This is a genomic window from Sphingobacterium sp. CZ-UAM (genome assembly GCF_002000245.1).
Lineage (GTDB): Bacteria > Bacteroidota > Bacteroidia > Sphingobacteriales > Sphingobacteriaceae > Sphingobacterium.
In genome coordinates this window covers 2,335,383-2,359,601 of the sequence record NZ_MTCM01000001.1, presented here as the reverse complement: position 1 = coordinate 2,359,601, position 24,219 = coordinate 2,335,383, and the positions used below count along the sequence as shown (strand labels likewise).

Below are 24,219 nucleotides of genomic sequence, written 5' to 3'. Positions count from 1 at the left end.
AGGTACGAAAATATCAGCTTATATCTGGTGAATTGGTTCCTCTCAATAGGCTGTTGGAGGGGCATTCTAGTCCAGTTTTTTATCGATGCGGGTAGGGCAGGCAGGAAAAAAAAGGTGGCACTGGGGAGGGTACCACCTTTAGCTAACTAAACATTAAACATAAATAAACAGTCTTTTTAAAAACCTAAACTAGCATTAGATAACGACCCGGCCGCTCGTCGATTTGTCAACTTGGACATTCCGTGGCTGATTTTTTAAGGAGATTTTCGCTGAGGTAGAAACTTTACCGCGCAGATTATCCTTAACACTTAAGGTAACACCCGCCGATGTGCTGGCATTGACCTCCGCGTTGGTTGTTGTAAAAGCGGCCATGTCAACTGAAGTAGAGGAGTTGGCATTTAAATTCAGGTTCCTCGAACTTCCTGCAATTTCTTGTTTTGAAGAACTTGTCGAATTCACCGTGAGATTCTTTGCACTTACGTCGGCCGTTAATCTGCTTGACGAAGTTGTCGAAAGTACGATATCGTCGGCAATTAATTTTTTTATTGTAATTCTGGCCGATGAAGAAACGTTGACGGAAATTTTGTTTGCCTTGATGGTTTCGTTGGTGAAAATCGAGCCACTGGATGAGGCCGAAAAACTTGTCGGAATTTTACTTGAATATACCGTTACACGGTTGTTCCTCGCATTTCTGATCTGTGAATTCCGTTTATATTGTACATGTAATACGCCATCTTTTACATTGGTTTCGATCAGCGAAAGATGCTCTGCATTGTCCGCTTCAACAACAACTTCATTGCGGTTGGAGTGAACATAGTCAACACGTAGCGAAGTGGCTGCCGAAATGCCGTCGGGAGCTGAAATCTTACGGGTTTCACGTTCTTGGGCCTGAGCTACATATAAAAATGAAATAAAGGCGATAGTTAAAATTCTTTTCATGGTTTTGTCTATTAGTAGTTTTTAATTTTATGCTATGATAATTTTTGTTTTTATTTCTGAAAACAGCCTCATTTCCTTGCTTACTTATATAATAGTGGTGCCAAAATTTAAAAACCATGTAAATCGTTTATAAATAGCTCTTTTTGCTTTTAGACGTTTTTTTCTATTGCCCATTTTTGAACAACTGCTGTTCGTTATCGAACAATTTAACCGTTGTTTTTGTGGTTACCACATGCTCTTGTCGTAAGCTGCCTGCCAGAAATGATATTCCAATCGGGAAGCTGTTATAAATACTTGTCGCATTTTCTCCCGATTTGTTGCAGTAGTTTGTTCAGAAATTTGATCGACATAATTTTTGGCTTTGTTCACACCCTCGGCGAAGTCCTCACCACTATAGGTATCGATCCATTTGGAATAGGGATTTTGGTCGCCACTGGTGATGGAAACGATGTGGTCGCCAACTTCTTTATAAATCCAAAAACAGGGTAAAGTTGCAGCCATAGCGACTTCAATAGGTTCAAAGGCAGCTACACTTTTTAAAAAATGCACGTAATGGTGACAAACGGGTTCTATCTTGTTGTCGTCTTCCGGATCCAGACCAAATTCTTTAAAATAGTTTTCATGGAGCGCTTTTTCGACGATAAGCGCATTGCGCCCGAATTCAAAATAATCCAGGGCTTGCTGATTATCTGCACTCTTTGCACCGATAAAAGCTAAAACACGTCCAAATTCCTCCAGATAGAAAGCATCCTGACGCATATAGAATTGAAATTTGTCCAGCGGTAGACTGCCATTGCTCAGTTCAGAAATAAAAGGCATGGCTAGGATATCAGCATAAATTGGTCTTATAGCATCCCAGGCTTTATCGCTCCATTTCATGAAAAATAAGTTTAATAGGGTTGTGGAAATGATTAAGTGGCCCATTTCCTTTGCCGATAACGAGATCTTTGCTTCCTTTGATTGCCTCATGGACATAATCTAAAGCGGTAGCGACGGCCTCAGCAAGGGGGAATTGCTGCGCTAACTGGCTCGCTATTGCTGAAGAAAGAGAGCAGCCGGATCCATGTGTATTTTTGCTGTCAATTTTTTGTGATTTAAATACCAATGCCGATGCGTTTTGCTGAAAGAGGAGAGAGGTAAGCTCGTTACTTTGAAGGTGTCCGCCTTTAATAAGGACTGACTGACAACCTTTTTCAAGAAGTTCAATGCCTGCTTTTTCCATTTCTTGGACCTCAGCTATGGTTCTTCCGACAAGTACACTGACTTCATCCAGGTTGGGCGTGATAACCGAGGCTTTTGGAAAAAGTAGATCAACACAAGCTTGAATTGTATCATCATGGATTAACTTGTGACCACTTGTCGACACCATCACGGGGTCAAAGACAATTGTTCCACAATATTCCTTCAAATAGCTGCTGATCAGTTCGACAAGTTCAACCGTGTGAACCATCCCGATTTTGATCGCATCGGGATAAATATCATCGAAGATCGCATCCAATTGCTCACGTACTGCTTGGGTCGGTATCTCGTAAATATTTCGTACCCCTTGCGTGTTCTGCACGGGTAATGCCGTTAAGACGTTCATGGCATAACATCCAAGGGCTGATATAGTTTTCGTATCGGCTTGGATACCGGCTCCGCCACTGCCATCAAACCCCGCTATACTCAGGATGGTGGGCACTGTATATTTTTTCGTTGTGTTCATGTTATTAATTCCTTTAATTGAGCGCTACGCTCTCTTGGATTTTTACTTTGGCAAATTGCTGATACGACCGCAATGGAATCTGCGCCAGCCAGCCAGGCACTTGCACTGGTATCCAGGCTCATGCCTCCGATGGCGATCAAGGGCTTTTCAGTTAGATTGCGTAACTCAGCCAGTCCACTGATTCCCCAGGTTGTAACGGTGTCTGTTTTTGTTTTTGTTGGAAAAATTGGGCTTATACCAAGGTGGTCTACAGCGGCCATCTGTTTGCTATTAAGTTGTGTCCGAACTTCCAGCGACCAGCCAATTTGAAGACGATTTCCGTATTTTTCCCTTATTGCTAGAGGCTGACGATCGTTTTGTCCGACATGCACCCCCCATGCCTCGATTTCAACTGCAATATCCACGGCATCATTGATGATTAAAGGGATTCCGTAACGATCGGTAAGCTGTTTTAGCTTCTTGGCTTTTTCCAGAAAGCCTGTCGGCGTTTCGTTCTTTTCGCGTAACTGAATAATATCCACACCGCCGATTATGGCTTCTTCGGCAACATGGAGCCAAGGGTTTGGGTAGCAGTCCCGTTCGGAGATCACCAGGTACAAGGGGTAAGGAAATAGGGGATTAATTGCCATAATGCTTCAAGTTGAGATGCATACGGATACGCTCTTCATTCAGTAGATAGAGCTCATCATAGAGATGCATCTGTAAGGAACCCGGACCAGCGGATCGCGTTGTTGCCAGTTCACCTGCTAAGCTCAAAAGGGAGACACCGGCGGTCGCGGCTTCAAAAGGATGGTCTGAGACGGCTAAAAATGCACCGATGAGTGCCGTCGCGCTACAACCGAGTCCGGTAACCTGGGTCATCAAGGGGTGCCCATTGTGTACCTCAGCGGTATGCTGTTCGGACAGGATATAGTCTACCTTTCCGGAAATGCAGATGATAGATCCCAATTGTTCTTGTAAAGCCTTACCAAAGCCGATAGCGGCCTTGCTGTCAGCAGTGCTGTCTACACCTTTGGTATTGACTTGATTGAAATTGTAGAGGCTCATGATTTCCGATGCATTTCCCCGTATCACAGTTGGCTTTAACTCCAGGAGATTTGCCAATAAGTCATTGCGAAAAGCTGATATTCCCGCACCCACAGGATCCAATACCCAGGGGCGGCCAATGTTATTGGCATGTTCTGCTGCCACAAGCATGGACTCGGCCGTAAGTTCACTCAATGTGCCAATGTTAAGGACCAACGACTGGGCAAGGTCAACAACCTCGCGTACTTCGGATGGACTGTGTACCATGACTGGGGAAGCCCCAAGAGCAAGGAGCGCATTGGCGGTGCTATTCATCACCACCAAATTTGTAATATTATGTACAAGTGGTTTTTGTCGTCTGACCTGTGTTAACAGATCGATAATTAAATCTTCCATTCCTTTTTGTTCGCTATGTTTGTACGTGGCTTTGACAGGAAGAAATGAGACAGATGGGCTGTCCGGTATATCGTAATATACCTAAGCGGTTGCTTTTCCCTACGCCGGTATAAACCGAATCAGGTTCGAAGGGACTATCTCAATTCTATACAGAATACCCCCAAAGCCATATCAAATTTAGACAAAAAAAAGGACTTTTTATACCCCCTGTTTTATTCGGTCCCGGAATAGTAAAATGACTGCGAGCGATTTGACCGACATTTTAAGTATTAGTAGGGAAATAGATTGAGCCGAAAACGAGTAGAGGATGATGTCAAAATGATCTTTCGTAGCTAGCTTAATTGCTAGAAACTTTTATCATCTTCAGTCGGCAATTCCGTGTAGTCGGGTGGGGTATAAGTGACGCGGGCAAAATTTTTCGTCAGGAGCTCCGTATCAACAACCTTTCCACCCTGAAATTTCAGGAATTTTTCCCGCCAGATTTCATTTTTTCGATAGAATTGATCACCTATTTTAAGGAATTGATGCTCTTTTTCAATCACGTGATAGGCAAAATCGAGCTCCTGATCGATCCGGAGCTCACCTTCAAGACATTTTTCGGTAAACCAAAGATTAATCTGAAACGTATAGGGTGTATTGTTGGTAAATTGATAGTCCCGATAATTGTAAAACACTGTTGCACCGCTTCCGAAAGGTAATACACGCCCATCATCGGGAAACGGATCAAAAGAATGGTGATAACGCTCCGTGACTGTCAGTGGGCTATGGATAACAAGCCAATGGATCAGGTTGGAGATCTGGCAGATTCCACCACCTATACCTGCCCGTGCCTCACCGAAAGACAATTCCATCCCTGGAAGATAGCCCTTTTTTCGTGTGGGTTGACCGACTAGTTTACAGAATGAAAAAGTTTCGCCGGGGTGGATCAGTACACCATTGATCTGCTTTGCTGCAATCTTTAGATTGGTCACTTTATTGATCTGCAGCTGCATATTGTTTTCCCCCAGCTTTTTTAATAAAACAGACTGGTGTTTTTTGATGCGATACTGCAGCGCTGTTGTAGATTTGGTTTTTGTGTACTTTTTATTATCCAATAACCAAATGGCTTTTCTTTGTGTCCTTCTCGCCCAAACAGCGAGAAAATACAGTAAAGGGTGACGTTGACTTATTAATTTCCGTTCTTTCACTAATGACGAATAATGTGTATTGCTTCCTCCTATTTCAGTTTGCGCGTTTAAATTATTGAAAATTGGAGGAACTTTCCTTTGTTTGTATTGTTTTAGAGATAATTTTATCCTGTTTGTCAAATACGGTGCTCTCGTATTGGTGGTCGCCCAGGTCTTTTGATACTATTTTCAATTCCAATGTACCATCACGATAAAACAGGTAGGTGCTTTCGTTGCCTTGCACAGCTATTTTGGATTCGGCAGTGAGCTTCCCTGTTGGGTCAAATGCCTGCCACGAAGAGAAATTGTCTGCTTTTGGGGTATCATAATAATACAGTGTACGTTTTTCGGTAGCGCCATTTAGCCCTGAAACTTCCTCAACAAGCTGCCCGTTTTCATTGTAACGGTGGTCGACCCAATGCATCCGTTGGTAAACGAAGTGGATGGACTCCTCCCTGATCACTTGATATTGATCATTTAAATGATGGATGGAGGCGGTTCGCCGTTCAGGATCGGTAATGAGAATAGCGCGCGGTAAGTATTGATAAATTGTACTAGAGCACCATTTGCTGTTTTGAAGCTGTTGTATCGAATCGATTAATCCCCATTTGCTGTAAAAATATTTGGTGTAAAAATTGATCCCATTAGACAAATTGTTTGCCGAGAGTTCTTTGCCTTGCTGATAAACGGTTGTTATAATGCCGCTGGGTTTTTCGAGGTTCTCCCCTGTAAAGGTCTGCGAAATATAAGTTCCGTCATATTTGCCTTTTTTCTGAGTGGAGTAGATCGGAAGATTGGACCGCGAAATGATGGCGGCAGCATATTGCCTGGAGGGTTTAAACGGAATAGCAGCGATGGAATCGAAGAATAGTTTCCCATCGTATTTATGCATTTTTTGGGGTGTATTTGTCTGCCTATTATTTGTCAATATAGGCTTTGCGGCCTGGAGATAGCTTTGACTGTCATAGATCACTTTCGGTCGGCTCTGACCATCAAACAGGATCATGGCATTTCGTTGTTTGAAGGTCGGTACATCAACTGTCCACTTACGCTTGTTGACAACAAAAGTAAATTTTTGGGCATCTGTTTTTGAGACCAGGAGTTTGGTGGTACTATAGGGTACCTGTCTAATAATTTCATTTGCCTTTTGATCATGTAGACGCATCGCGAAATCCGTTGATTTATCGGATTCATTGGTAACGAACAGGATCGCTTGGGTAGGCGCCCCGATTTCCATTGATTTTATCGTTTGAGATCGTGCCACAGTCGTACACAACAGAAATACTAATAACTGAAAAATAATCGGATGAGGCGCTATTGATCTGGAATGACAGTTCATTTGAATAGGGGAAGCTTCGGCTTTATATGTCTTAGTTTAGTACTTCTTTTAGGAATAGTAAAGTATGCTCCCAGGCACGTTTGGCCATAATAGGATTATATTCTGGTGATTCCGGATTGGTAAAGGTATGGCCAGAATTGGCATAGGTAATGATCTGCCAGTCCGCTTTTCCTTCATTAAGTTCCTTAACTAACCCGTCATAATCTTCTTTTGATACACTTTTGTCAGCGGCGGGATGTTCAACCAATACTTTCACATTGATCGCTGCATTAGTTCTGTCGGCTGATTTGGAGAGTCCACCATGAATACTGACCACCCCTGCCACAGGAAAACCAGCGCGTGCTGTTTCCAGTGCCCCGGTTCCGCCAAAGCAGTAACCAATTACTGCAATTTTTTCGGGATCAGCTCCAGCTTCCTTCAATTGTTTTAACGCAGCCGCAATGCGCTGCTGATAGGCCTTGTAGTCTGCTTTATAATGGCCGGCGATTTTCGAAGCCGCCGTATTGTCTGTGGGGATATTTCCTTCACCATAGATATCGGCAATGAAAGCGATATAACCTTCTTTTTCAAGTTGCAATGCAGCTTGTTTCGCCTCGTTATCTATGCCTTTCCATGCGGGTAAAATAAGGACAGCGGGTCCTTTTTTGTTAGCGTTGGACGTGATAAGTCCGTTCAGTTGCTGTGTTCCGTCTTTGTAGGATACTTGTTTTAACTCCTGTGCTTTCATACCCATGGTAACCATAGTTAATAGAAAAAATGTCAAAGCTGTTTTCATCTGTTCTTAATTTTATTAGCCGTCAGATGGGCTGTGTGATTAAAGATACCTTTATGTCCTGTGAAAGTCCTTATTGCGCTTGATAAGCAAAATTGTGTCAGATAAACAAACTTAGACTCCGGATGGTTTTATTGATTCAATAATTCCGATCACATCTAATTGTCCCAAACCTTTGTCATGTGCCTTTTGATAGGTTTCGAGCAAGGTGTCCAGTAGGGGATAGGCTGCTCCCGCTTGCTGTGCCAGGCGGATATCTTTTAACATCAGATCCAGTGCAAATGCTGCGGTATAATTTCCTTCCACGAGCAAAGGTGTTTTTACTTTTGTTGCTCCGCTACCACTGGCACTTTCGTTGATAATCGCTAACATTTCACTGCGTTCAATCCCTAATTGATCGGAGAATAAGATGGTTTCGGCCAGACCCTGATAAAGGATTGATAGGAAGTAATTAATGGCTAGTTTTGCGGCAATACCTTTGCCATTTTCACCAAGGTGTTTAATGGATTTTCCCATCTTTTCAAGGTACGGTCTGGCACGTTCAAGGTCGGTCTGTTCTCCACCGACCATAATGATCAATGTTCCTTCTGCAGCAGGTTTGGTGCTTCCAGCGACCGGAGCATCCAGAAATGCAGCGCCTTTTGCTTTTACCTTATTGGCAAGATTGATACTCACATCTTGAGCGATGGTACTCATATCCACAAATAATTTTCCGCTGATAGGCTGTTCGAGAATTTTACCATAAACTTCTTCGACAGCTTCGTCGTTTGTCAGCATGGTGAAAACAACATCACTGGCCTCTATCAGATCCGTGACTTCACTATAAACAGTTGATTGTGCTGCAAAGTCTGTCGTTCTGGCGATGTTTCTGTTGTAAACGGCAAGCGGAAAACCTGCTTTTTCAAGATTTTTTGCCATGGGATTTCCCATGTTTCCTAATCCTATAAATCCTATGTTTTCTATTTTCATTTTAAATTGTGTCATGTGAATCGAACATTCAGCTCAGAATAAAGGTACAAATGTTTTTGGATCCATGGGGTACAAAGCTAAGACAACAGCACAGGTATTGAAATCTGTCTCTGTAGACTTTATATCCGCTGGATAAGAATTTATTTTTGTTGCTAAATCAATACCCTGATCTCATTCCTCAGCAATACGATTTTGTCTTCATTCTCCAGTTTTTTTAAGATCCGGGAAACGACAACGCGGGAAGTATTCAGATCGGAAGCAATATCCTGATGAGTAAGGGTAAGGATTCGGTCGTTGGTAAGATTGACTTTAGCTTTCAGGTAATTGAGGATACGCTCTTCCATATTGGAGAATGCAAGATTATCTATTGCCTGAAGCATTTCATTCATTCGGCTGGAATAGCTTGATATAATGAAATTCCGCCAGGAGGGGTATTTTGCCATCCAGTTATTAACCAGTTCATTGGGGATCATGGCTACGGTTGTATCCTTTTCAGCCCGGGCACGGATTTCACTTTTTTTATTACCCAGACAGCAGGCAATAGACATGGTGCAGGTCTGTCCCTGTTCAAGATAGTAGAGTAGGAGTTCGCCTCCGTCTTCATCCTCGCGGACGATTTTGATCGCTCCTGCTAGCAATAGGGGCATTGCGCTGATGTATTGATCGGTATCGATGATGAGATCGCCTTCACGGAAAGTTTTGATGCGGGCGTTCTTTATAATTTCTTCAATCAATGCAGGTTCAAGAACACCTGCGTAAGCTTGTTCAATGGACAACATAGTTTTTTATTAATCCTTAAATATAGCCATTTTGATCTTATGGCGGCTGCTGTTCACCCTAAAAAGGCCAAGACCTTATGCGCTGCTGTAGTAATAAAGGATGTCTTAGGTAGATATCGAGATAAAAATGAAAATAAAAGAATGTATTGACTTATTCAGATAAGACAAAATTTTATTCTGACTACTTTTGATATATTTCCATTAAAAGAATGTTTTTATTGTATTTCTATTAACGAGCTTATTTTTGATTTGCTGTTTTGATCTCAAAACTAAGCTTAATCTATGGAAGATTAAAATTCGAAGTGGATATAAACGGACTGTTTGCAGTTGTGCTAGTGTTAAAATTAGTTAAAAAGACAATCAATTCCTAATTTTGCGGCACAAAAAACAAAACAATCACATCTAAGATGAAAAAGTCTTTACTTTTTTTTGCACTTGTTTTTGCTAGCTATGGCGCGGTTCATGCACAAACGGCAAATACTAGTTCGGTTTCAGGAGTTGTAAAAGAGGCTACTGGACAAACAGTTAAAGGAGCAACCATTAAAATCACCCACATCCCAAGTGGACAAGTTGTAAGCGGCTCAGCTGATGCTCAAGGAAAATTTCAAATTTCAAATCTTCAAGAGGGCGGTCCCTACAAAGTGGAAGTGACCTATATTGGTGAAAAGCCAGTTGTCATTGAAAACATCATGTTGAAATCGGGCGAATCGTTGAATATTAATCCGACTTTTTCGGAAGGTTCTTCAACGGATTTAGATGAGGTTGTTGTTGTTGGTCATGGTGTTATTGATATTGCTGTAGGTAGAAAAACCCCTATTGCGGTTTCGACAATTCACAGAACTGAAATTGAAGAAAAAGTAGGTGCGCAAGATATCACGTCAACTTTGGCGAATACACCATCTGTTTACATTACGGGACAGGCGAAAGGTTTTGGTGAGTCTTCAATGACTACACGTGGTTTTGATCAATCCAATACCGCATTTTTATTGAATGGTCAGCCTGTGAATGGAATGGATAATGGCCGTGTATATTGGTCTAACTGGTCTGGTCTTACCGATATTGCGTCTTTGGTACAGATCCAACGTGGTTTGGGGTCTTCCAAACTGGCGATTTCATCGGTAGGGGGAACGATCAACTTTGTGACCAAGTCCACGGATATGAAAGAAGGTGGTTTTGTGCGGACGACAGTCGGTAATGACATGTTGATGAAAGGAACTGTAGGCTATAGTACTGGAATGATGAAAAGCGGTTTTGCTGTTTCAGCAATGTTTACCCATTGGTCTGGTGATGGATATGTGAATGGCACGCAAGGGCAGGGACAAAATTATTTCTTGTCTGTGGGTTATAAAGCGAGCGAGAAGCATAACTTTAACTTAATGGTTACTGGTGCTCCACAATGGCATAACCAAGGTTTCACTTCGACATTGGATAACTACCTGAAAAATGGAAGAAGATACAATAGCAATGTCGAGACCGTTGATGGTACTGAAGTTAACTACCGTAAAAATTACTACCATAAACCGGTAGCCAATTTCAACTGGGACTGGACTATCGATGATAAATCTTCATTATCTACCGTTGTTTATGCTTCAGTAGCGAGTGGTGGTGGTCAAACCAAAAGAACAGACAAGTTCAATAAAGGTCCTTACTTAGCGGCTGATGTAAACAATCACCAATGGTATGGTATCGTTTCCAACTATAACCGTAAATTAAATGAGCATTTAAATTTCAATGTTGGATTTGACTTACGCGATTATAAAGGTGAGCACTATCGTCAGGTAACGGATATGTTGGGTAAGTCATCTATTGCAAACGTAGGTAATGTAAACTTGGGCAATAATGTCTTTATTACAGAGACTTATTCAACCAATCCATGGAAGGCATTTTCAAGCCAACCTAAAACGACAGAAAATAGATTAGCATGGGATTATGAGCAAATGATCCGTTACGGTGGTTTATTTGGTCAATTGGAATATGCTAAAAATGGTTTTACCGCATTTTTCCAAGGATCAGTTTCGCAACAGCAAAATAGCCGTAGAGAATATTACCTAGAGAAACCCGAGAACTCGAAATCGGAAAATGTCAATAATTTTGGATATAACACCAAAGGAGGTGTAAGCTATACGCTAGGCAAACATAGTCTTTTTGCTAATGCTGGTTACTATTCACGTCAGCCTTATCAGAACAACATCTTCATGAACTATAGAAATGACGTGAACCCTTATGCGGAGAACGAGAAGATCTTAGGTCTTGAATTAGGCTATAAATTTATGTCAAGATACATTGATGTGAATGTGAATGCTTATAAGACAACATGGGAAAATAGAGTGACTGGTAACACATTAAACGCCTCAAAAGCAGATGTTGCCAAGTATAATCCAACCAATGATCCAAACATCTTAGTAGAGGGAGATTATCTTTATTTCTCGAATTATGGTGTAAAACAAAACCACAAAGGGGTAGAGTTGGATTTTGCTGCCCGTCCGTTCAGCGGATTTACTGTTAAGGGTTTTGCCTCTATTGGTGACTGGAAATATGATGGAAAATCCGTTACGATTGTCCGTAATGAAAACAGAGTGGTGTTGGCAACACAAGAAACCGATCTAACGAACGGAGAAGTTGGGGATGCTGCACAAACAACCTATGGTTTAGGTGCCAAGTATTTTATCACGAAAGGATTATCTGTGGATGGAGACTGGAGATCTTATGATCGTTTGTATTCTTCAAGACAAGCTGGTCAGGGCAAAGTATTAGAATTGCCTTCGTATCAACTTGTTGATGCCGGTGTTTCTTATAAAATAGATATCAGTGAGAAGAATGCAATAAGTTTTAGATTTAACATCAATAACTTATTCAATAAATTCTATATTTCTGAGGCGACTACAAATATTTTTGAAAACACGAAGGCCGGCGAGAAGAATGAATATTGGAATGGAATCAATACCTCTAACACGGTATTGATCGGTCTAGGAAGAACCTGGAACGCTTCGGTGAAATTCACATTCTAATAAAATCTTATTCGAATTAAAAAGACTCACATTATTGTGGGTCTTTTTTTTGTTTTTTAATAAAAACTTAATACTTTTAGGTGATCTAACTGCTAACCTGATGTTGCATAAATTAATTTGTCTGGAAAATTTACAGATAGGCACCGTTCATTTTTCCGCTTTTGTGGTAAACCTGGATGGTGGAACTACTGGTTTTGCTTTATTTATTAACCAAGAAAATGACCCGATTTTTATTTTTCGAAAAGAGAAGAAAAATGAAGTGTCTTTTCATGTCAATGAAGACCAATTTTTTTGGATCGTAAGAAATAGCCAATTTACAGCTGGTGAGCGCCAAAGCTTTTTCGCAGAATTTGTTGAGTTTTTACGTTTAATGGAAGATAAGGTTTCCAATTATGTATTTAAACATGAAAAGCTTGTCAGATTTACGAATTCAAGGGATATCGTTCGGTACAAATATCTCTATTTGACCGGTGAACTGAATTAAATCCTTTCTATTTAAGCAGGAATGGGAGACGTTTAAATTTCTTTTGTATCGAAATTTAGCTTAGTTTTGGGTATGAAGCAAATGATGTCAAATCTATCTGTTACCCTTCGCGGCGATGCTGTTACTACAGCGGATTTTAAACTTCCCTCAGCTGTATTGCTCGCTAAATTTTCTTTTTTGCCAATTTCGTCTTTTTTTCCAACAGATATCATTTCCTTTTCCCCGGATGAGTTTGACCACATCCAACAAGAAGACATCCAGCTCCTCTTAAAGGGATTTTCAATGGGGATTATTGCTGATAACGACCCTGTAGAAGTACTCGAACAAGTCATTGCGCTGTCAAACAACGCGCTGGCATACAGTTACCTTGGACTCTATTATTTTAAAATAAAAGCCTACGATGAAGCAATTGCTGTCTACAGTAGGGCAATTGAACATTTTAAAGAGGAACCTTATTTTTATGCAAGCCGATGCCTTGTCTATCGCCTTATTGGGGAAGATGAGGGCGCATTTTATGATTACCAGATTGCCAAAAGATTGGATTTTAATTATCACAGTGTATTGGAATGGCAGGAAAATCAGGCCGAAGTAAGTTATTTTGAAGCAGAAAATCTAGTCATTCAGGAGCTGGAATCTACCCCCAAAGAACTCAGTCCGGACGAACTGAATTCATTAGGACTTGAATATGTCCACTGTTATGATTACCTGAAGGCGATCGAATTGTATACCTTGGCCATTAATAAAAATACAGTAGGAGACAGTAACCTTTTTGTTTTTAGAGGAAGTCTCTATCTTAAATTGACCTGCTTTGAATTGGCTTTAAATGATTTTAACCGGGCGATCGAGCTGGATGAAAATCAAACGGCTGCTTATGTATTCCGTGCAAAGGTATTTGAATCTTATGGTTATTCAGAAAAAGCACTTAGCGATTATGCGAAAGCGGAAGAAAATGACAGCAACTCATCTATAGTGTATGAAGAAAGGGCTTCTTTATTCGAACGTTTGGGCTGTCTACCCGAGGCATTGTCTGATTTCGACCGTTTGGTCGAACTGAATCCAGAGGACTTTTATGTGTATTCTTTACGGGCTGATCTCAAGGAAAAATTGGAGGATATGCATGGCGCATTGGTAGATTATTCAACAGCTATTGAATTGAATCCTTATTATTCGGACTTGTATTCTTATCGTGCTGCTATCAAAGAAAAGCTCGGTGATGCGGTGGGAGCGAAGCTTGATTTGGATAAGTTCAATGAATTGGAGGACGAGTAGAGAGAAGAAAGCCATCCAAAAGAAAAGCTTCCTCGGGAGAATTGAATAGTTGGACAGAGAATGTGGGGAGCATGAATAAACTAAAATAGAAACGGGGCTATCCAAAATTTTGGACAGCCCCGTTTTTATTTTAGATCAGTTCCCTCTGAAACTGCAATTGTTCAACATTAAACCAGTTCAGACCCTACTTAATGATACGTTTAATCTTATTGGAACGTTTGATAAGTTTATGCAACTTGTCATAATCTTCGCTGGCGATTGAATCATGTAAGGATTGCAATTGTTTGATATGCTCTTCGAGGACTTCCAGTACATTTTCGCGATTCTGTTTGAAAATAGGTGTCCACATATCGGGTGAACTTTTAGCCAGACGGACTGTGGATTCAAAACCTGATCCTGCCAGCTCAAATATACGTCCCTGGGATTTCTCCTTTTCCAATACTGTTAATGCTAGTGCGAATGAAGTAAGGTGGGAGATATGCGAAACATAAGCTGTATGCACATCGTGTTCGTCCGCATTCATGAAGCAGGTACGCATCTCCAGTTGATCTGTGATCGCATCAGTAACTTCGAACGCATCTTCATCCGTTCGAAAGGCTTCAACATACACCATCATCTTGCCCTTGAATAAACCCGCTACGGCAGCTTCAGGGCCAGAATATTCCGTACCGGCCATCGGGTGAGCTGCAATATAGCGTCCTCTATTGGGGTGATCTTTGATTTTGTTCAGTATGTTAGTCTTGGTAGATCCCATATCGATAACGACCTGGTCTGTCACCTGATCAAGGATCTGAGTAACGACCTGCAAAATCGCATCAACGGGAATAGTCAATATAAGTACCTTACAGTTCTTTATTGCTTCTTCCAAAGTCATTGCTTCGTCGATAAAACCTATCTGCTTGGCTTTATCAAGATTTTTTTCGCTTTTATCTACACCAATGATCTTACTGCAGAATTTTGTTTCTTTTAAGCGGATGGCAACTGAGCCGCCAATTAAGCCTACGCCTACGATGGCAATATTCATATGTGAATAATTATTTATTCGTGTTTGTCTTTCAAAGCTCAGATGAAATACCCAGATTATATTTATCTGTATGCTCTAATCGCTGATATTTCATCGGATTGAAATGTTAATTTTGAAAAATGTGTCTAGAAGTTATCCTTAATGCGTTGGATGGATTCTTCAAGTACTTCGACTGTGGCACAGAGACTGATGCGGATATACTGATTTCCTCCGTCTCCAAAAATGCCTCCCGGTGTGATAAATACCCGTGCTTTGTCCAGGACAGCATCACTAAGCGCATAACCATCCGCATAGGAATCTGGGATCTGAGCCCATACAAATAAACCAACCTGATCTTTTTGGTATGAACAGCCCAGTAAGTTCATGATTTCATATACCTTCTGACGTCTATCGGCATAAATTTTATTAAGCTCCTGATACCAGGAAGCCTCCAATTGTAAGGCCTTTGCTGCCGCCAATTGGACAGGCAAAAACATGCCGGAGTCCATATTGCTTTTAAAGCGTAACACCTGATTGATCCGCTCTTCGCTACCAACCAATGCTCCGACTCTCCACCCAGCCATATTGGATGATTTGCTCAATGAATTTAATTCTATGGCGACCTCTTTTGCACCTTCCACGCTCATGATACTACGTGGTTTATCCGTCAGGATAAAACTATAGGGATTGTCATGACAGATAAGAATATTGAATTCCTTTGCAAATTCAATCAGCTCTTTATAAAATGCATCCGATGCTGAGGCACCCGTGGGCATGTGCGGATAATTGATCCACATTAACTTAACGTTTGACAGATCTTGTTTCCGAAGTTCCTCAAAGTCAATCAGCCAATTTTTTTCCTGCGTAAGCTTATAGGTGATCGACTCCGCTCCACTCAATCTTACGGCAGCAGCATAGGCCGGATAGCCGGGATTGGGGATTAAAGCCTTGTCTCCTTCCTGTAGGTAAGTCATGCAAATATGAACGATACCTTCTTTTGATCCAATCAGCGGTAGGATTTCCGTATTGGGGTTAAAAGTGGCCTGATAATAGCGTTGATACCAATCTGCAACAGCTTGTCTTAAAGCTGGAGCTCCTTTGTAATTTTGATAGCCATGTACATTTGGAAGTTGGGCATTTGTATTCAATGTCGCTATTACCTCCGGATGAGGGGGTAAGTCAGGACTTCCAATTCCTAGGTTGATTACACGTGCACCCTGTTTGTTAAGCTCATCTATCTCTCTTAGTTTTTTTGAGAAGTAGTATTCTTCAGTTTGCTGCAATCTTTTGGCAACGTCTATTTGCATTTTATTTTTAATAATTTTGGTATTTGAATGAAGCTAAATTAGGGAATTATCTATAAAAAGCAGCTATTTTTGTCTTTTTTTCAAATGAATAGTAAGCTGGTCGTTATATACTGCCTCTTGGGAATTTTATTGAATAGAACAGTATGAGTGCTTTTCTTGATTAATTTGTTATTTTTGTTCGATTTCTTCGCTCAAAAGAATTTTAATGGAAGAGGAGAGGTCGACAAATTATTTTTGTGTCAAATTAGTTTGTCTTAGTTCAAAATAAATGAAAACATATTTTAGGCTCTTATCATTTGCTAAACCCATTGAGAAATTTGCGATTCCGTATGTGATCTGCACCTTGGTTACGGTTGTTTTTAGCACGTTAAATTTAGCATTACTCGCTCCATTACTCCATACACTTTTTAATACGGGTGAATCTGCCACTGAAGTTGTAAAGCCCGAGACTTATACGGATATATTAGCTTGGTTTAATTACTATGCGAATGTGGCAAATACCCAGTTCGGTGCTTATGGCGCTTTAAAGTACGTTTGTATTGTTATCGTAATTTCCGTATTTATCAGCAATCTTTTCCGGTATTTTTGTCAGCGGATTATGGAAAATTTTCGTATCCACACCTTGCTGAAACTCCGCAGGGCAGTATTTGACAATGTGATGGATCTGCATGTCGGTTATTTTACGGGACAGCGGAAAGGGGATATCGTTTCCAAAGTTGCTTCCGATGTACAGGTTGTACAGTATTCAGTTACGGGTACTTTACAGGTCGTATTCAAAGAGCCTTTGCAGCTGATTGCCTATATTGTGATGCTGTTTAATATCTCGGCGAAACTGACCTTCTTTTCGTTGTTAGTCATTCCAATTTCAGCATTTTTTATAGCGCGAATTGTAAAAAATTTAAAAAGCCAGGCACGCTCAGCACAGGAATCCTATGGAAATATGATTTCCTATCTCGACGAGGCATTATCTGGTATCAAAATCATTAAAGCCTTTAATGCAGTCTCTTTTATCAAAAATAGATTTCATAATGAGAATGAACGATATGCCAATATTGGTCGGGCAATGGCGAAAAGACAACAATTGAGTTCGCCTGTTTCGGAGCTGCTGGGAGTGATCATGGTTGCAATTATTTTGTTGTATGGTGGGCATTTGGTTCTATCTGGAGACAAAAGTTTGACAGCGCCTGCATTTATCGCTTATATCGCTATTTTCTCACAGGTGATGCGTCCCGCAAAAGCATTGACAGATGCATTTAGTGGTATTCACAATGGTCTTGCAGCAGGAGAGCGGGTATTGGAATTAGTTGATGAACGCAGTGAAGTAACCGACAAGCCGAACGCGAAAAAGGTCGAAAGCTTTGAACAGAATATTGTTTTTAAAGATGTAAATTTTGCCTATACGAAAGATAAGCAGATCCTTCAGGGAATAGACTTGAGTATCGAAAAAGGTAAAGTAATTGCTTTGGTGGGGCCATCAGGTGGAGGAAAATCCACATTAGTGGATCTCATCCCACGATTTATGGACGTCACTGACGGACAGATCCTGTTCGACGGTGTAGATCTTCGGGATCTGGATCAGGATTCTTTGCGTAGCATGATTGGGGTTGTTAATCAGGAGTCGATTTTATTTAACGATACGATTTTCAATAATATCGCATTCGCCAATCTCGCCGCCAGTCAGGAAGAAATCGAAGCAGCGGCAAAAATAGCCAACGCACATGAGTTTATCCTAAAGACAGATCAAGGGTACCAAACCAATATTGGTGACCGCGGCGGTAAATTGTCAGGTGGGCAGCGTCAGCGGATTTGTATTGCACGTGCTGTATTGAAAAATCCACCGATTATGCTGCTCGATGAGGCTACTTCGGCCTTGGATACCGAATCTGAAAAACTAGTACAAGATTCCCTTTATAAGTTGATGGATAATCGGACAACAGTCGTGATTGCCCATCGTTTAAGTACCATTCAGAATGCCGATAAGATTGTCGTCATCGAAGCAGGAAAAATTGTTGAAACAGGTAGCCATAGCGAACTGCTACAGCATAACGGCTTGTATAAGAAGTTGATTGAGATGCAGCAATTTACCGACTAAGCATATCGTCTTGGGGAGTTTTTTTTGTCTTTCCAAGACTAAACATGACGCAATCCTGAATGAGTGTTATCACATTTTATTATAACTTTTGTCGCCTTTTAGGTACATTTGTTTAAGATAGGAGATACATTAATGAACGCAGTAGATAAATTAAATTTCTTGATCAATGATAAACATTTAGACATTGAATTAAGAAATATAGCCGAGAAAGTTTTGCGAGAGGAGCGTATCACTTTTGATGAGGGAGTTCTTTTATACGAAAAAGGTGAATTAGGCTATCTTGGTGTTCTTGCCAATTACATCCGTGAGAAACGTCATGGAGACCATACCTTCTTTAATCGCAATTTTCACATTGAGCCTACGAATGTCTGTGTATATGACTGCAAATTCTGTTCCTATTCCAGACTGATCAAAGAGCGCGCTGAAGGCTGGGAAATGGAGGTCGATGGCATGATGGATATTGTGAAGAAATATGACAATGAAGCCGTTACCGAAGTGCATATTACCGGTGGGGTAGTGCCAAAGCAAAATCTCGAATTTTATGCCGATTTCTTTAGAAGATGTAAAGCACATCGGCCAGAATTACATATCAAGGGACTCACACCAGTAGAATATTATTACATCTTCAAGAAAGCAAAGTTGAGCCACTATGATGGACTGAAATACTTGCAGTCCTGTGGTCTGGACTCCATGCCCGGTGGTGGCGCAGAGATCTTTCATCCGGAAATCCGGGAGCAGATTGCGCATGACAAGTGTACGGCTGAGCAGTGGTTAGATATTCATGAGCAAGCTCACAGTCTGGGTATGCACACAAATGCGACCATGTTATATGGTCATATTGAGCAATTTTGGCATAGGGTAGACCATATGGAACGTTTGCGGCAGCTTCAGGATAAAACCGGTGGCTTCCAGACTTTTATTCCTTTGAAATTTAGGAACAAGGAAAATCAGATGTCACATATCCCTGAGGTCTCTGTTATCGAGGATTTAAGAAATTATGCGATTGCACGGATCTACATGGATAATTTTGATCATATCAAAGCCTACTGGGCCATGATATCAAGGGATACAGCGCAATTGTCTTTGGCTTTTGGTGTGGATGATATTGATGGTACCTTGGACGATACGACCAAAATATACAGTATGGCCGGTGCGGAAGAGCAAAAACCCGGAATGACGACACAAGAGGTTGTGGAATTGATTAAAAAGGTAGGCCGCCATCCCATTGAACGTGATACCTTGTATAATGTGGTGACCGACTACAATGATGTCGTCTTTGAAGAGGATACCAAAAAGAAAAGTTATTACGCATTGCCTGTTGTGAACCCATAAATTAGATCATACTCATTTTGAAAAAGACATTTTATTTTATACGACACGGACAGACTGATCTAAATCTAAAAGGCATCGTGCAGGGGAGAGGGGTTAATTCTCCATTAAATGAAACCGGAATGGCCCAGGCTCAGGCTTTCTTTGAACGGTACAATACAGTGCCTTTTGACAAAATATATACCTCGACCTTATTGCGGACACATCAGACAGTAAAAGGCTTTATCGACCTGAATTTACCCTGGGAACAGCTTGTCGGCTTGGATGAAATCAGCTGGGGAATCTACGAAGGGAAGGAGCAAACACCTGAGTTATTGTCTGGTTTTGAACAATTGGTCGCTGCATGGCGCAACGGAGAATTGGATGTCAGTATTGAAAATGGAGAGTCTCCTAACGCATTAATGGAACGCCAGCAGGTCGCATTGAATCATATGCTGGGCCAAGCAAATGAAAAAAATATTCTAGTATGCATGCATGGTCGTGCCTTACGTATCATGCTTTGCCTCATGACTGGTATTGATGCCCGCTATATGGATGATTTTCCACACACAAATACTGCTTTATATAAATTGCTGTATTATAATGGTCAATTTGAAATTATAGACCATTATAATACAGATCACCTAGAAGCATTGATGAATGAATAAAATTAGAGTTTCAGCCGTATCGTATTCAAACACTTATCCGTTTTTGAACGGAATACGCAAATCAAAGGTAATGGATCAGATCGATCTAAGTGTCGATTATCCAAGTGCCTGTGCACAAAAAGTAATAGATGACGAGGCAGATATGGGAATTATTCCGACTGCCGCATTGCTCAGTCTTCCTGAATATTATATCAATACCGATTTTTGTATCGGCACTGAAGGCGCCGTAGATTCGGTGTTTATTTTTTCCAATAAGCCCATTACAGAGATCGAGACCCTTAGACTCGATAAGCAATCGCGTACTTCTAATGGTCTGGCCCGAGTGCTGCTAAAGAATTATTGGAAAAGAGACGTTCGGTTGGTTACGGACGATAGCGTGGAACCAGATGCCTACGTCCTGATCGGTGACCGTACCTTTGGTAAAAAGAATACTGTGCCCTATGTCTATGACCTGGGTAAGGAATGGTTTGATTTTACAGGATTGCCTTTTGCGTTTGCCCTTTGGGTAAGTAACAAAAAGCTGCCTGAATCGTTTGTGAAGGATTTCAATGATGCACTTGCTTATGGTGTGGCCCATGCAACGGATGTCATTGCAGGACTGCCCGAATTTGAGGGGTTTGACTATACAAAATATTTAACCGCACATCTTGATTTTCATCTAACGGATCAAAAACGGGAAGCTGTACAACGTTATCTTGGCTATTTAAAAGATCTGGATTGATCAAATATAGCTTAGCACGTTAGCATACGAAAAGAGGTTTGTTGTAGATATGCCCCAAAAAGTTAGACGCTATTTGGGGCATTTTTATGTCCTCCCGACTTTTACTTTTCGGCCCTTGACTTTCTGTCCGTTAGCGGCATTGATGATCGCTAAAGCCAGTTTACGTTTGACAGCAACATAAGCAATTTTGTCCTTGACTTCGATAATTCCGATATCGTCTTTTTCGATACCATCCAGATTCAACAGAAAGCCGACGATGTCAATTTTGTTGACTTTGTCCTTCCTTCCGGCGCTGACATAGAGTGTAGCGAAAGGCGAGTTGTCGGGTAGGTCATAAAAGTCAGGGAACTCCTCCTCTTGGGTATCAGCAGAAATGTAGGGATAATTTTCTTCGGGTTTTAAGATGACATACACGTCACCTTTTGCCTGCATACGCGCTGTGCGTCCATTGCGGTGTGTAAAATCCTCTTCTTTATGGGGCAGCTGATAGTGGATGATTGCATCCACTTCAGGAATATCCAATCCCCGGGCAGCAAGGTCCGTCGTAATCAGGACATTGTTGGAATGGTTTCTGAATTTTAGCAGCGCCAATTCTCTGTCCTGTTGCTCCAGTCCACCATGAAAGATGTCATGGATGATATTACGATTGTCCAATAGCGCACTGATATGGTCGACAGCATCCCGGTGGTTGCAAAAAATAATCATTTTTTTTGTGCCGATCTTACAGATAAGTTTTAAAAGCGCTTCCAGTTTCTTTTGACTGCTGGCAACTACTTTTTTTATCGTGATCCGCGGGATATTGTTTGCATCTTTTAGGAAATCGACCCTAATAGGATCCATAATCTGCGTAAAAGCCGGAATGTTCTCCATTGTCGTTGCCGAGGTCAATATACGCGACTTAATTTTTGGCATGTGCCGAATGATAAAATCCATTTGCTGTTGAAAGCCAAGCTCCAGGGATTTGTCAAATTCATCCAGTATGAGGGTATGGATTTGGGTAGGATCGAAATTCCCCTCTTCAAGATGCTGTTTTATTCGGCCAGGGGTGCCGATAAGAATAGATGGCGCATCTTTGAAGGCATTTTTTTCGATACGGGTGCTATGTCCGCCATAGGCACAGGTCACTTTGTATCCCGTGGTCAGTTTGCGGATGACTTGTTCGATCTGTAAGGCGAGTTCACGGGTAGGGACTAAAACCAGCACCTGTACTTCACGCGCGATATCTTTTAGCTGTTGTAGTATTAATAATGAAAAGGCTAAGGTTTTTCCTGATCCAGTAGGGGAGAGCAAAATGAAATCTTTGTCTTTTTGGTAGGTGTCCAATACCTTTTGTTGCATTTCATTCAGGGATGAAATACCGAATTTATTTAAAATAGCTTCTAGCTGCATAGCACAAAAGTACTAATTAAAACGAAAAGGTAACCCACCTCTTTCAGATGGATTACCTTTGTCAGATTTTTTTATTGGACGTTATAGCAAATATGCTTTAACGCTCCAATATATTATACTTTAAGGGTATTGTTTTAAAGTATATCAATACCTTCTTCGCGTAGTGCTTGTTTTTTATCTTCTTCCCAGATGCTGACCTGTACTTCGCCAATGTGTTGCTTTTTAAGCATAAACATACAGACACGTGACTGGCCGATACCACCGCCAATAGATTCGGGTAATTCATCGTTAAGCAACATGCTGTGAAACGTTAGCTTAGACTTTTCGCTGCAATTTCTGATTTCCATCTGATGAGCCAATGCTTTTTTATCGACACGAATCCCCATGGATGAAAGCTCGAATGCTGAATTTAGAATGGGGTTCCAAACAAGGATATCGCCATTTAAACCATTATAGCCGGCCTCGTTAGTTGTGCTCCAATCGTCGTAATCTGCCGCCCGGCCATCATGTGCCACCCCATTGCTCAGGGCACCACCAATACCGTACAGAAATACAGCGCCGTATTCTTTTGTGATGGCATTTTCTCTTTCTTTGGCACTTAAATCGGGGTACTTTTGCAATAGTTCCTCCGAAGAGATAAATGTGATCGTCTCTGGGAGGATCGCTTTGATCTGTGGGTATTTACGCTCCACCTGTAATTCTGTAAATCGAAGTGATTCGTATATTTTGAGTACAGTATCTTTCAGCAGAGCCAAATTACGCTGCTCTTTTCCGATTACTTTTTCCCAGTCCCATTGATCTACATAAATGGAATGTATAGGGGTGTAATCCTCGTCTGGGCGAAGGGCTTTCATATCGGTGACAATACCTTCACCCGGTAACATCTCAAGCTCTTTTAAGCGTACTCTTTTCCATTTTGCCAATGAATGAACTACGACTGCCCGTTTTTCATTTAAAGATTTGATCGGAAAGGCAACAGGTCGCTCGATGCCATTCAGATCATCGTTTAATCCTGTGCCATCCAAGACCACCAGTGGCGAGGAAATTGGAATCAAATTTAACTTGTTTTTTAATTCTTGGACAAATGTATCTTTAACGAAGCTGATAGCAACTTCGGTATTTAAAAGTTTTCTTCCCTCCATATGAGTCAATTGAAAAGCCATGTACGGATCGTTGTACATCGCATCATTTTTCTTATTCAGTTATTTGATACAAAAATATGAAAATATCATTTGCTAATATGTTTTGTTGTTATTTTTGATATTTATCTATTAAAATGTTGAAAAAATATAAATTTTACAAGAAAAAGTGAATAGGTCAATAGGTAATTATAAAACTATTAATTTGTCGGTGCAACTAAACTCAGCCGACCTCATAAAACCTTCATGCTCCTATAAGCACCAGCAACCATGAAAGTCAGCTGAAGCTTCTTTCTGACCAATAGAAAACAGATATTTTCAGAACAAAAAAAGCCCTGAAATAATTTTCAGGGCTTTTTTTGTTCTATTGAATGGGGGGCGCTTATACCGAGAAACTCTCGCCGCAGGCACAGGTACGGCTTGCATTTGGATTATGAAATTCAAATCCTTTTCCGTTCAGCCCATCGGAATAATCAAGTTCGGTTCCTGCTAAATAGAGGAATGATTTGATATCCAAACAGATTTTCACCCCTTTATCTTCGAAAAACTGATCTCCCTTTTTTTCCTCATTATCGAAATTCAGTTTATAGCTTAAGCCTGAGCAACCACCACTTTCTACAGCAACACGCACAAAGTAATTGCTGTCATATTGCTCATCCTTCATGATTTCCTCGATACGAGTTTTTGCTTTATCAGTAACTGTAATCATAGTTGTATCTTTGTCTACAACAAAGATACAT

The 24,219-nt window shown here is 41.0% G+C and carries 22 protein-coding genes and 1 riboswitch; of the genes, 7 read left to right on the top strand and 15 right to left on the bottom strand.

Annotation, left to right across the window (positions count from 1 at the left end; translation table 11 throughout):
• Positions 1–195: 195 nt before the first annotated feature.
• The 10 genes from BWD42_RS10140 to BWD42_RS10095 form a co-directional block, all read right to left on the bottom strand.
• Positions 196–939, bottom strand: coding sequence for a GIN domain-containing protein (locus tag BWD42_RS10140; protein ID WP_077435588.1), 744 nt, complete (start codon positions 937–939; stop codon positions 196–198).
• Positions 940–1,164: 225 nt separating this feature from the next.
• Positions 1,165–1,818, bottom strand: a complete 654-nt coding sequence (gene tenA / locus BWD42_RS10135) for a thiaminase II (RefSeq protein WP_077435586.1) — start codon at positions 1,816–1,818, stop codon at positions 1,165–1,167.
• A complete protein-coding gene (gene thiD / locus BWD42_RS10130; protein ID WP_077435584.1) occupies positions 1,802–2,644 on the bottom strand; it encodes a bifunctional hydroxymethylpyrimidine kinase/phosphomethylpyrimidine kinase in 843 nt (280 codons plus the stop codon). Before thiD ends, tenA begins: the two co-directional genes overlap by 17 nt.
• Complete coding sequence (gene thiE / locus BWD42_RS10125) at positions 2,641–3,273, bottom strand: thiamine phosphate synthase (protein WP_077435582.1); 633 nt, start codon at positions 3,271–3,273, stop codon at positions 2,641–2,643. The genes thiD and thiE overlap by 4 nt, the downstream gene beginning before the upstream one ends.
• Positions 3,263–4,066: a hydroxyethylthiazole kinase gene (thiM, locus tag BWD42_RS10120; RefSeq protein WP_077435580.1), complete on the bottom strand. Its 804-nt coding sequence runs from the start codon at positions 4,064–4,066 to the stop codon at positions 3,263–3,265. Before thiM ends, thiE begins: the two co-directional genes overlap by 11 nt.
• A 79-nt stretch (positions 4,067–4,145) precedes the next feature.
• Positions 4,146–4,238: riboswitch (TPP riboswitch) on the bottom strand.
• 172 nt (positions 4,239–4,410) lie between these two features.
• Positions 4,411–5,160, bottom strand: a complete 750-nt coding sequence (locus BWD42_RS10115) for a VanW family protein (RefSeq protein ID WP_254846207.1) — start codon at positions 5,158–5,160, stop codon at positions 4,411–4,413.
• Positions 5,161–5,305: 145 nt separating this feature from the next.
• Positions 5,306–6,469: a hypothetical protein gene (locus tag BWD42_RS10110; RefSeq protein ID WP_077435576.1), complete on the bottom strand. Its 1,164-nt coding sequence runs from the start codon at positions 6,467–6,469 to the stop codon at positions 5,306–5,308.
• Positions 6,470–6,602: 133 nt separating this feature from the next.
• On the bottom strand, positions 6,603–7,346 hold the full coding sequence (locus tag BWD42_RS10105) for a dienelactone hydrolase family protein (RefSeq protein WP_077435574.1): 744 nt from the start codon (positions 7,344–7,346) through the stop codon (positions 6,603–6,605).
• Positions 7,347–7,457: 111 nt separating this feature from the next.
• Positions 7,458–8,312: an NAD(P)-dependent oxidoreductase gene (locus tag BWD42_RS10100; RefSeq protein ID WP_077435946.1), complete on the bottom strand. Its 855-nt coding sequence runs from the start codon at positions 8,310–8,312 to the stop codon at positions 7,458–7,460.
• A gap of 152 nt (positions 8,313–8,464) precedes the next feature.
• Positions 8,465–9,091, bottom strand: coding sequence for a Crp/Fnr family transcriptional regulator (locus tag BWD42_RS10095; RefSeq protein WP_077435572.1), 627 nt, complete (start codon positions 9,089–9,091; stop codon positions 8,465–8,467).
• Between the two features lie 407 nt (positions 9,092–9,498).
• On the opposite strand from BWD42_RS10095, the gene BWD42_RS10090 reads away from it, so the two are divergent.
• The 3 genes from BWD42_RS10090 (at position 9,499) to BWD42_RS10080 (ending at position 13,852) form a co-directional block, all read left to right on the top strand.
• Positions 9,499–12,099, top strand: a complete 2,601-nt coding sequence (locus tag BWD42_RS10090) for a TonB-dependent receptor (RefSeq protein ID WP_077435570.1) — start codon at positions 9,499–9,501, stop codon at positions 12,097–12,099.
• Between the two features lie 100 nt (positions 12,100–12,199).
• On the top strand, positions 12,200–12,583 hold the full coding sequence (locus BWD42_RS10085) for a hypothetical protein (protein WP_077435568.1): 384 nt from the start codon (positions 12,200–12,202) through the stop codon (positions 12,581–12,583).
• Positions 12,584–12,655: 72 nt separating this feature from the next.
• Positions 12,656–13,852, top strand: coding sequence for a tetratricopeptide repeat protein (locus BWD42_RS10080; RefSeq protein WP_077435566.1), 1,197 nt, complete (start codon positions 12,656–12,658; stop codon positions 13,850–13,852).
• Between the two features lie 184 nt (positions 13,853–14,036).
• Here BWD42_RS10080 and BWD42_RS10075 read toward each other — a convergent pair whose 3' ends face one another.
• Both BWD42_RS10075 and BWD42_RS10070 read right to left on the bottom strand, forming a co-directional pair.
• On the bottom strand, positions 14,037–14,918 hold the full coding sequence (locus tag BWD42_RS10075) for a prephenate dehydrogenase (RefSeq protein WP_262507822.1): 882 nt from the start codon (positions 14,916–14,918) through the stop codon (positions 14,037–14,039).
• An 83-nt stretch (positions 14,919–15,001) separates the two neighbouring features.
• Positions 15,002–16,162 (bottom strand): pyridoxal phosphate-dependent aminotransferase, encoded by a 1,161-nt coding sequence (locus BWD42_RS10070; RefSeq protein WP_077435562.1) that lies wholly within the window; start codon positions 16,160–16,162, stop codon positions 15,002–15,004.
• Positions 16,163–16,430: 268 nt separating this feature from the next.
• Here BWD42_RS10070 and BWD42_RS10065 point away from each other — a divergent pair, with 268 nt between their 5' ends.
• From BWD42_RS10065 to BWD42_RS10050, 4 genes are all read left to right on the top strand, one after another.
• Positions 16,431–18,254 carry an ABC transporter ATP-binding protein gene (locus tag BWD42_RS10065; RefSeq protein WP_077435560.1) on the top strand — a complete coding sequence of 608 codons (1,824 nt, stop codon included), beginning with the start codon at positions 16,431–16,433 and terminating at the stop codon, positions 18,252–18,254.
• Between the two features lie 132 nt (positions 18,255–18,386).
• Positions 18,387–19,586, top strand: coding sequence for an aminofutalosine synthase MqnE (mqnE, locus tag BWD42_RS10060; protein ID WP_077435558.1), 1,200 nt, complete (start codon positions 18,387–18,389; stop codon positions 19,584–19,586).
• Between the two features lie 17 nt (positions 19,587–19,603).
• A complete protein-coding gene (locus BWD42_RS10055; RefSeq protein ID WP_077435556.1) occupies positions 19,604–20,230 on the top strand; it encodes a histidine phosphatase family protein in 627 nt (208 codons plus the stop codon).
• On the top strand, positions 20,223–20,951 hold the full coding sequence (locus tag BWD42_RS10050; protein ID WP_077435554.1) for a menaquinone biosynthetic enzyme MqnA/MqnD family protein: 729 nt from the start codon (positions 20,223–20,225) through the stop codon (positions 20,949–20,951). Before BWD42_RS10055 ends, BWD42_RS10050 begins: the two co-directional genes overlap by 8 nt.
• Positions 20,952–21,035: 84 nt before the next feature.
• Here BWD42_RS10050 and BWD42_RS10045 read toward each other — a convergent pair whose 3' ends face one another.
• From BWD42_RS10045 to BWD42_RS10035, 3 genes are all read right to left on the bottom strand, one after another.
• Positions 21,036–22,340 (bottom strand): DEAD/DEAH box helicase, encoded by a 1,305-nt coding sequence (locus BWD42_RS10045; RefSeq protein ID WP_077435552.1) that lies wholly within the window; start codon positions 22,338–22,340, stop codon positions 21,036–21,038.
• A 134-nt stretch (positions 22,341–22,474) separates the two neighbouring features.
• Positions 22,475–23,521 carry an aspartate--ammonia ligase gene (gene asnA / locus BWD42_RS10040; protein WP_254846206.1) on the bottom strand — a complete coding sequence of 349 codons (1,047 nt, stop codon included), beginning with the start codon at positions 23,519–23,521 and terminating at the stop codon, positions 22,475–22,477.
• A 340-nt stretch (positions 23,522–23,861) separates the two neighbouring features.
• A complete protein-coding gene (locus BWD42_RS10035) occupies positions 23,862–24,188 on the bottom strand; it encodes a HesB/IscA family protein (protein WP_077435550.1) in 327 nt (108 codons plus the stop codon).
• Positions 24,189–24,219: the final 31 nt, after the last annotated feature.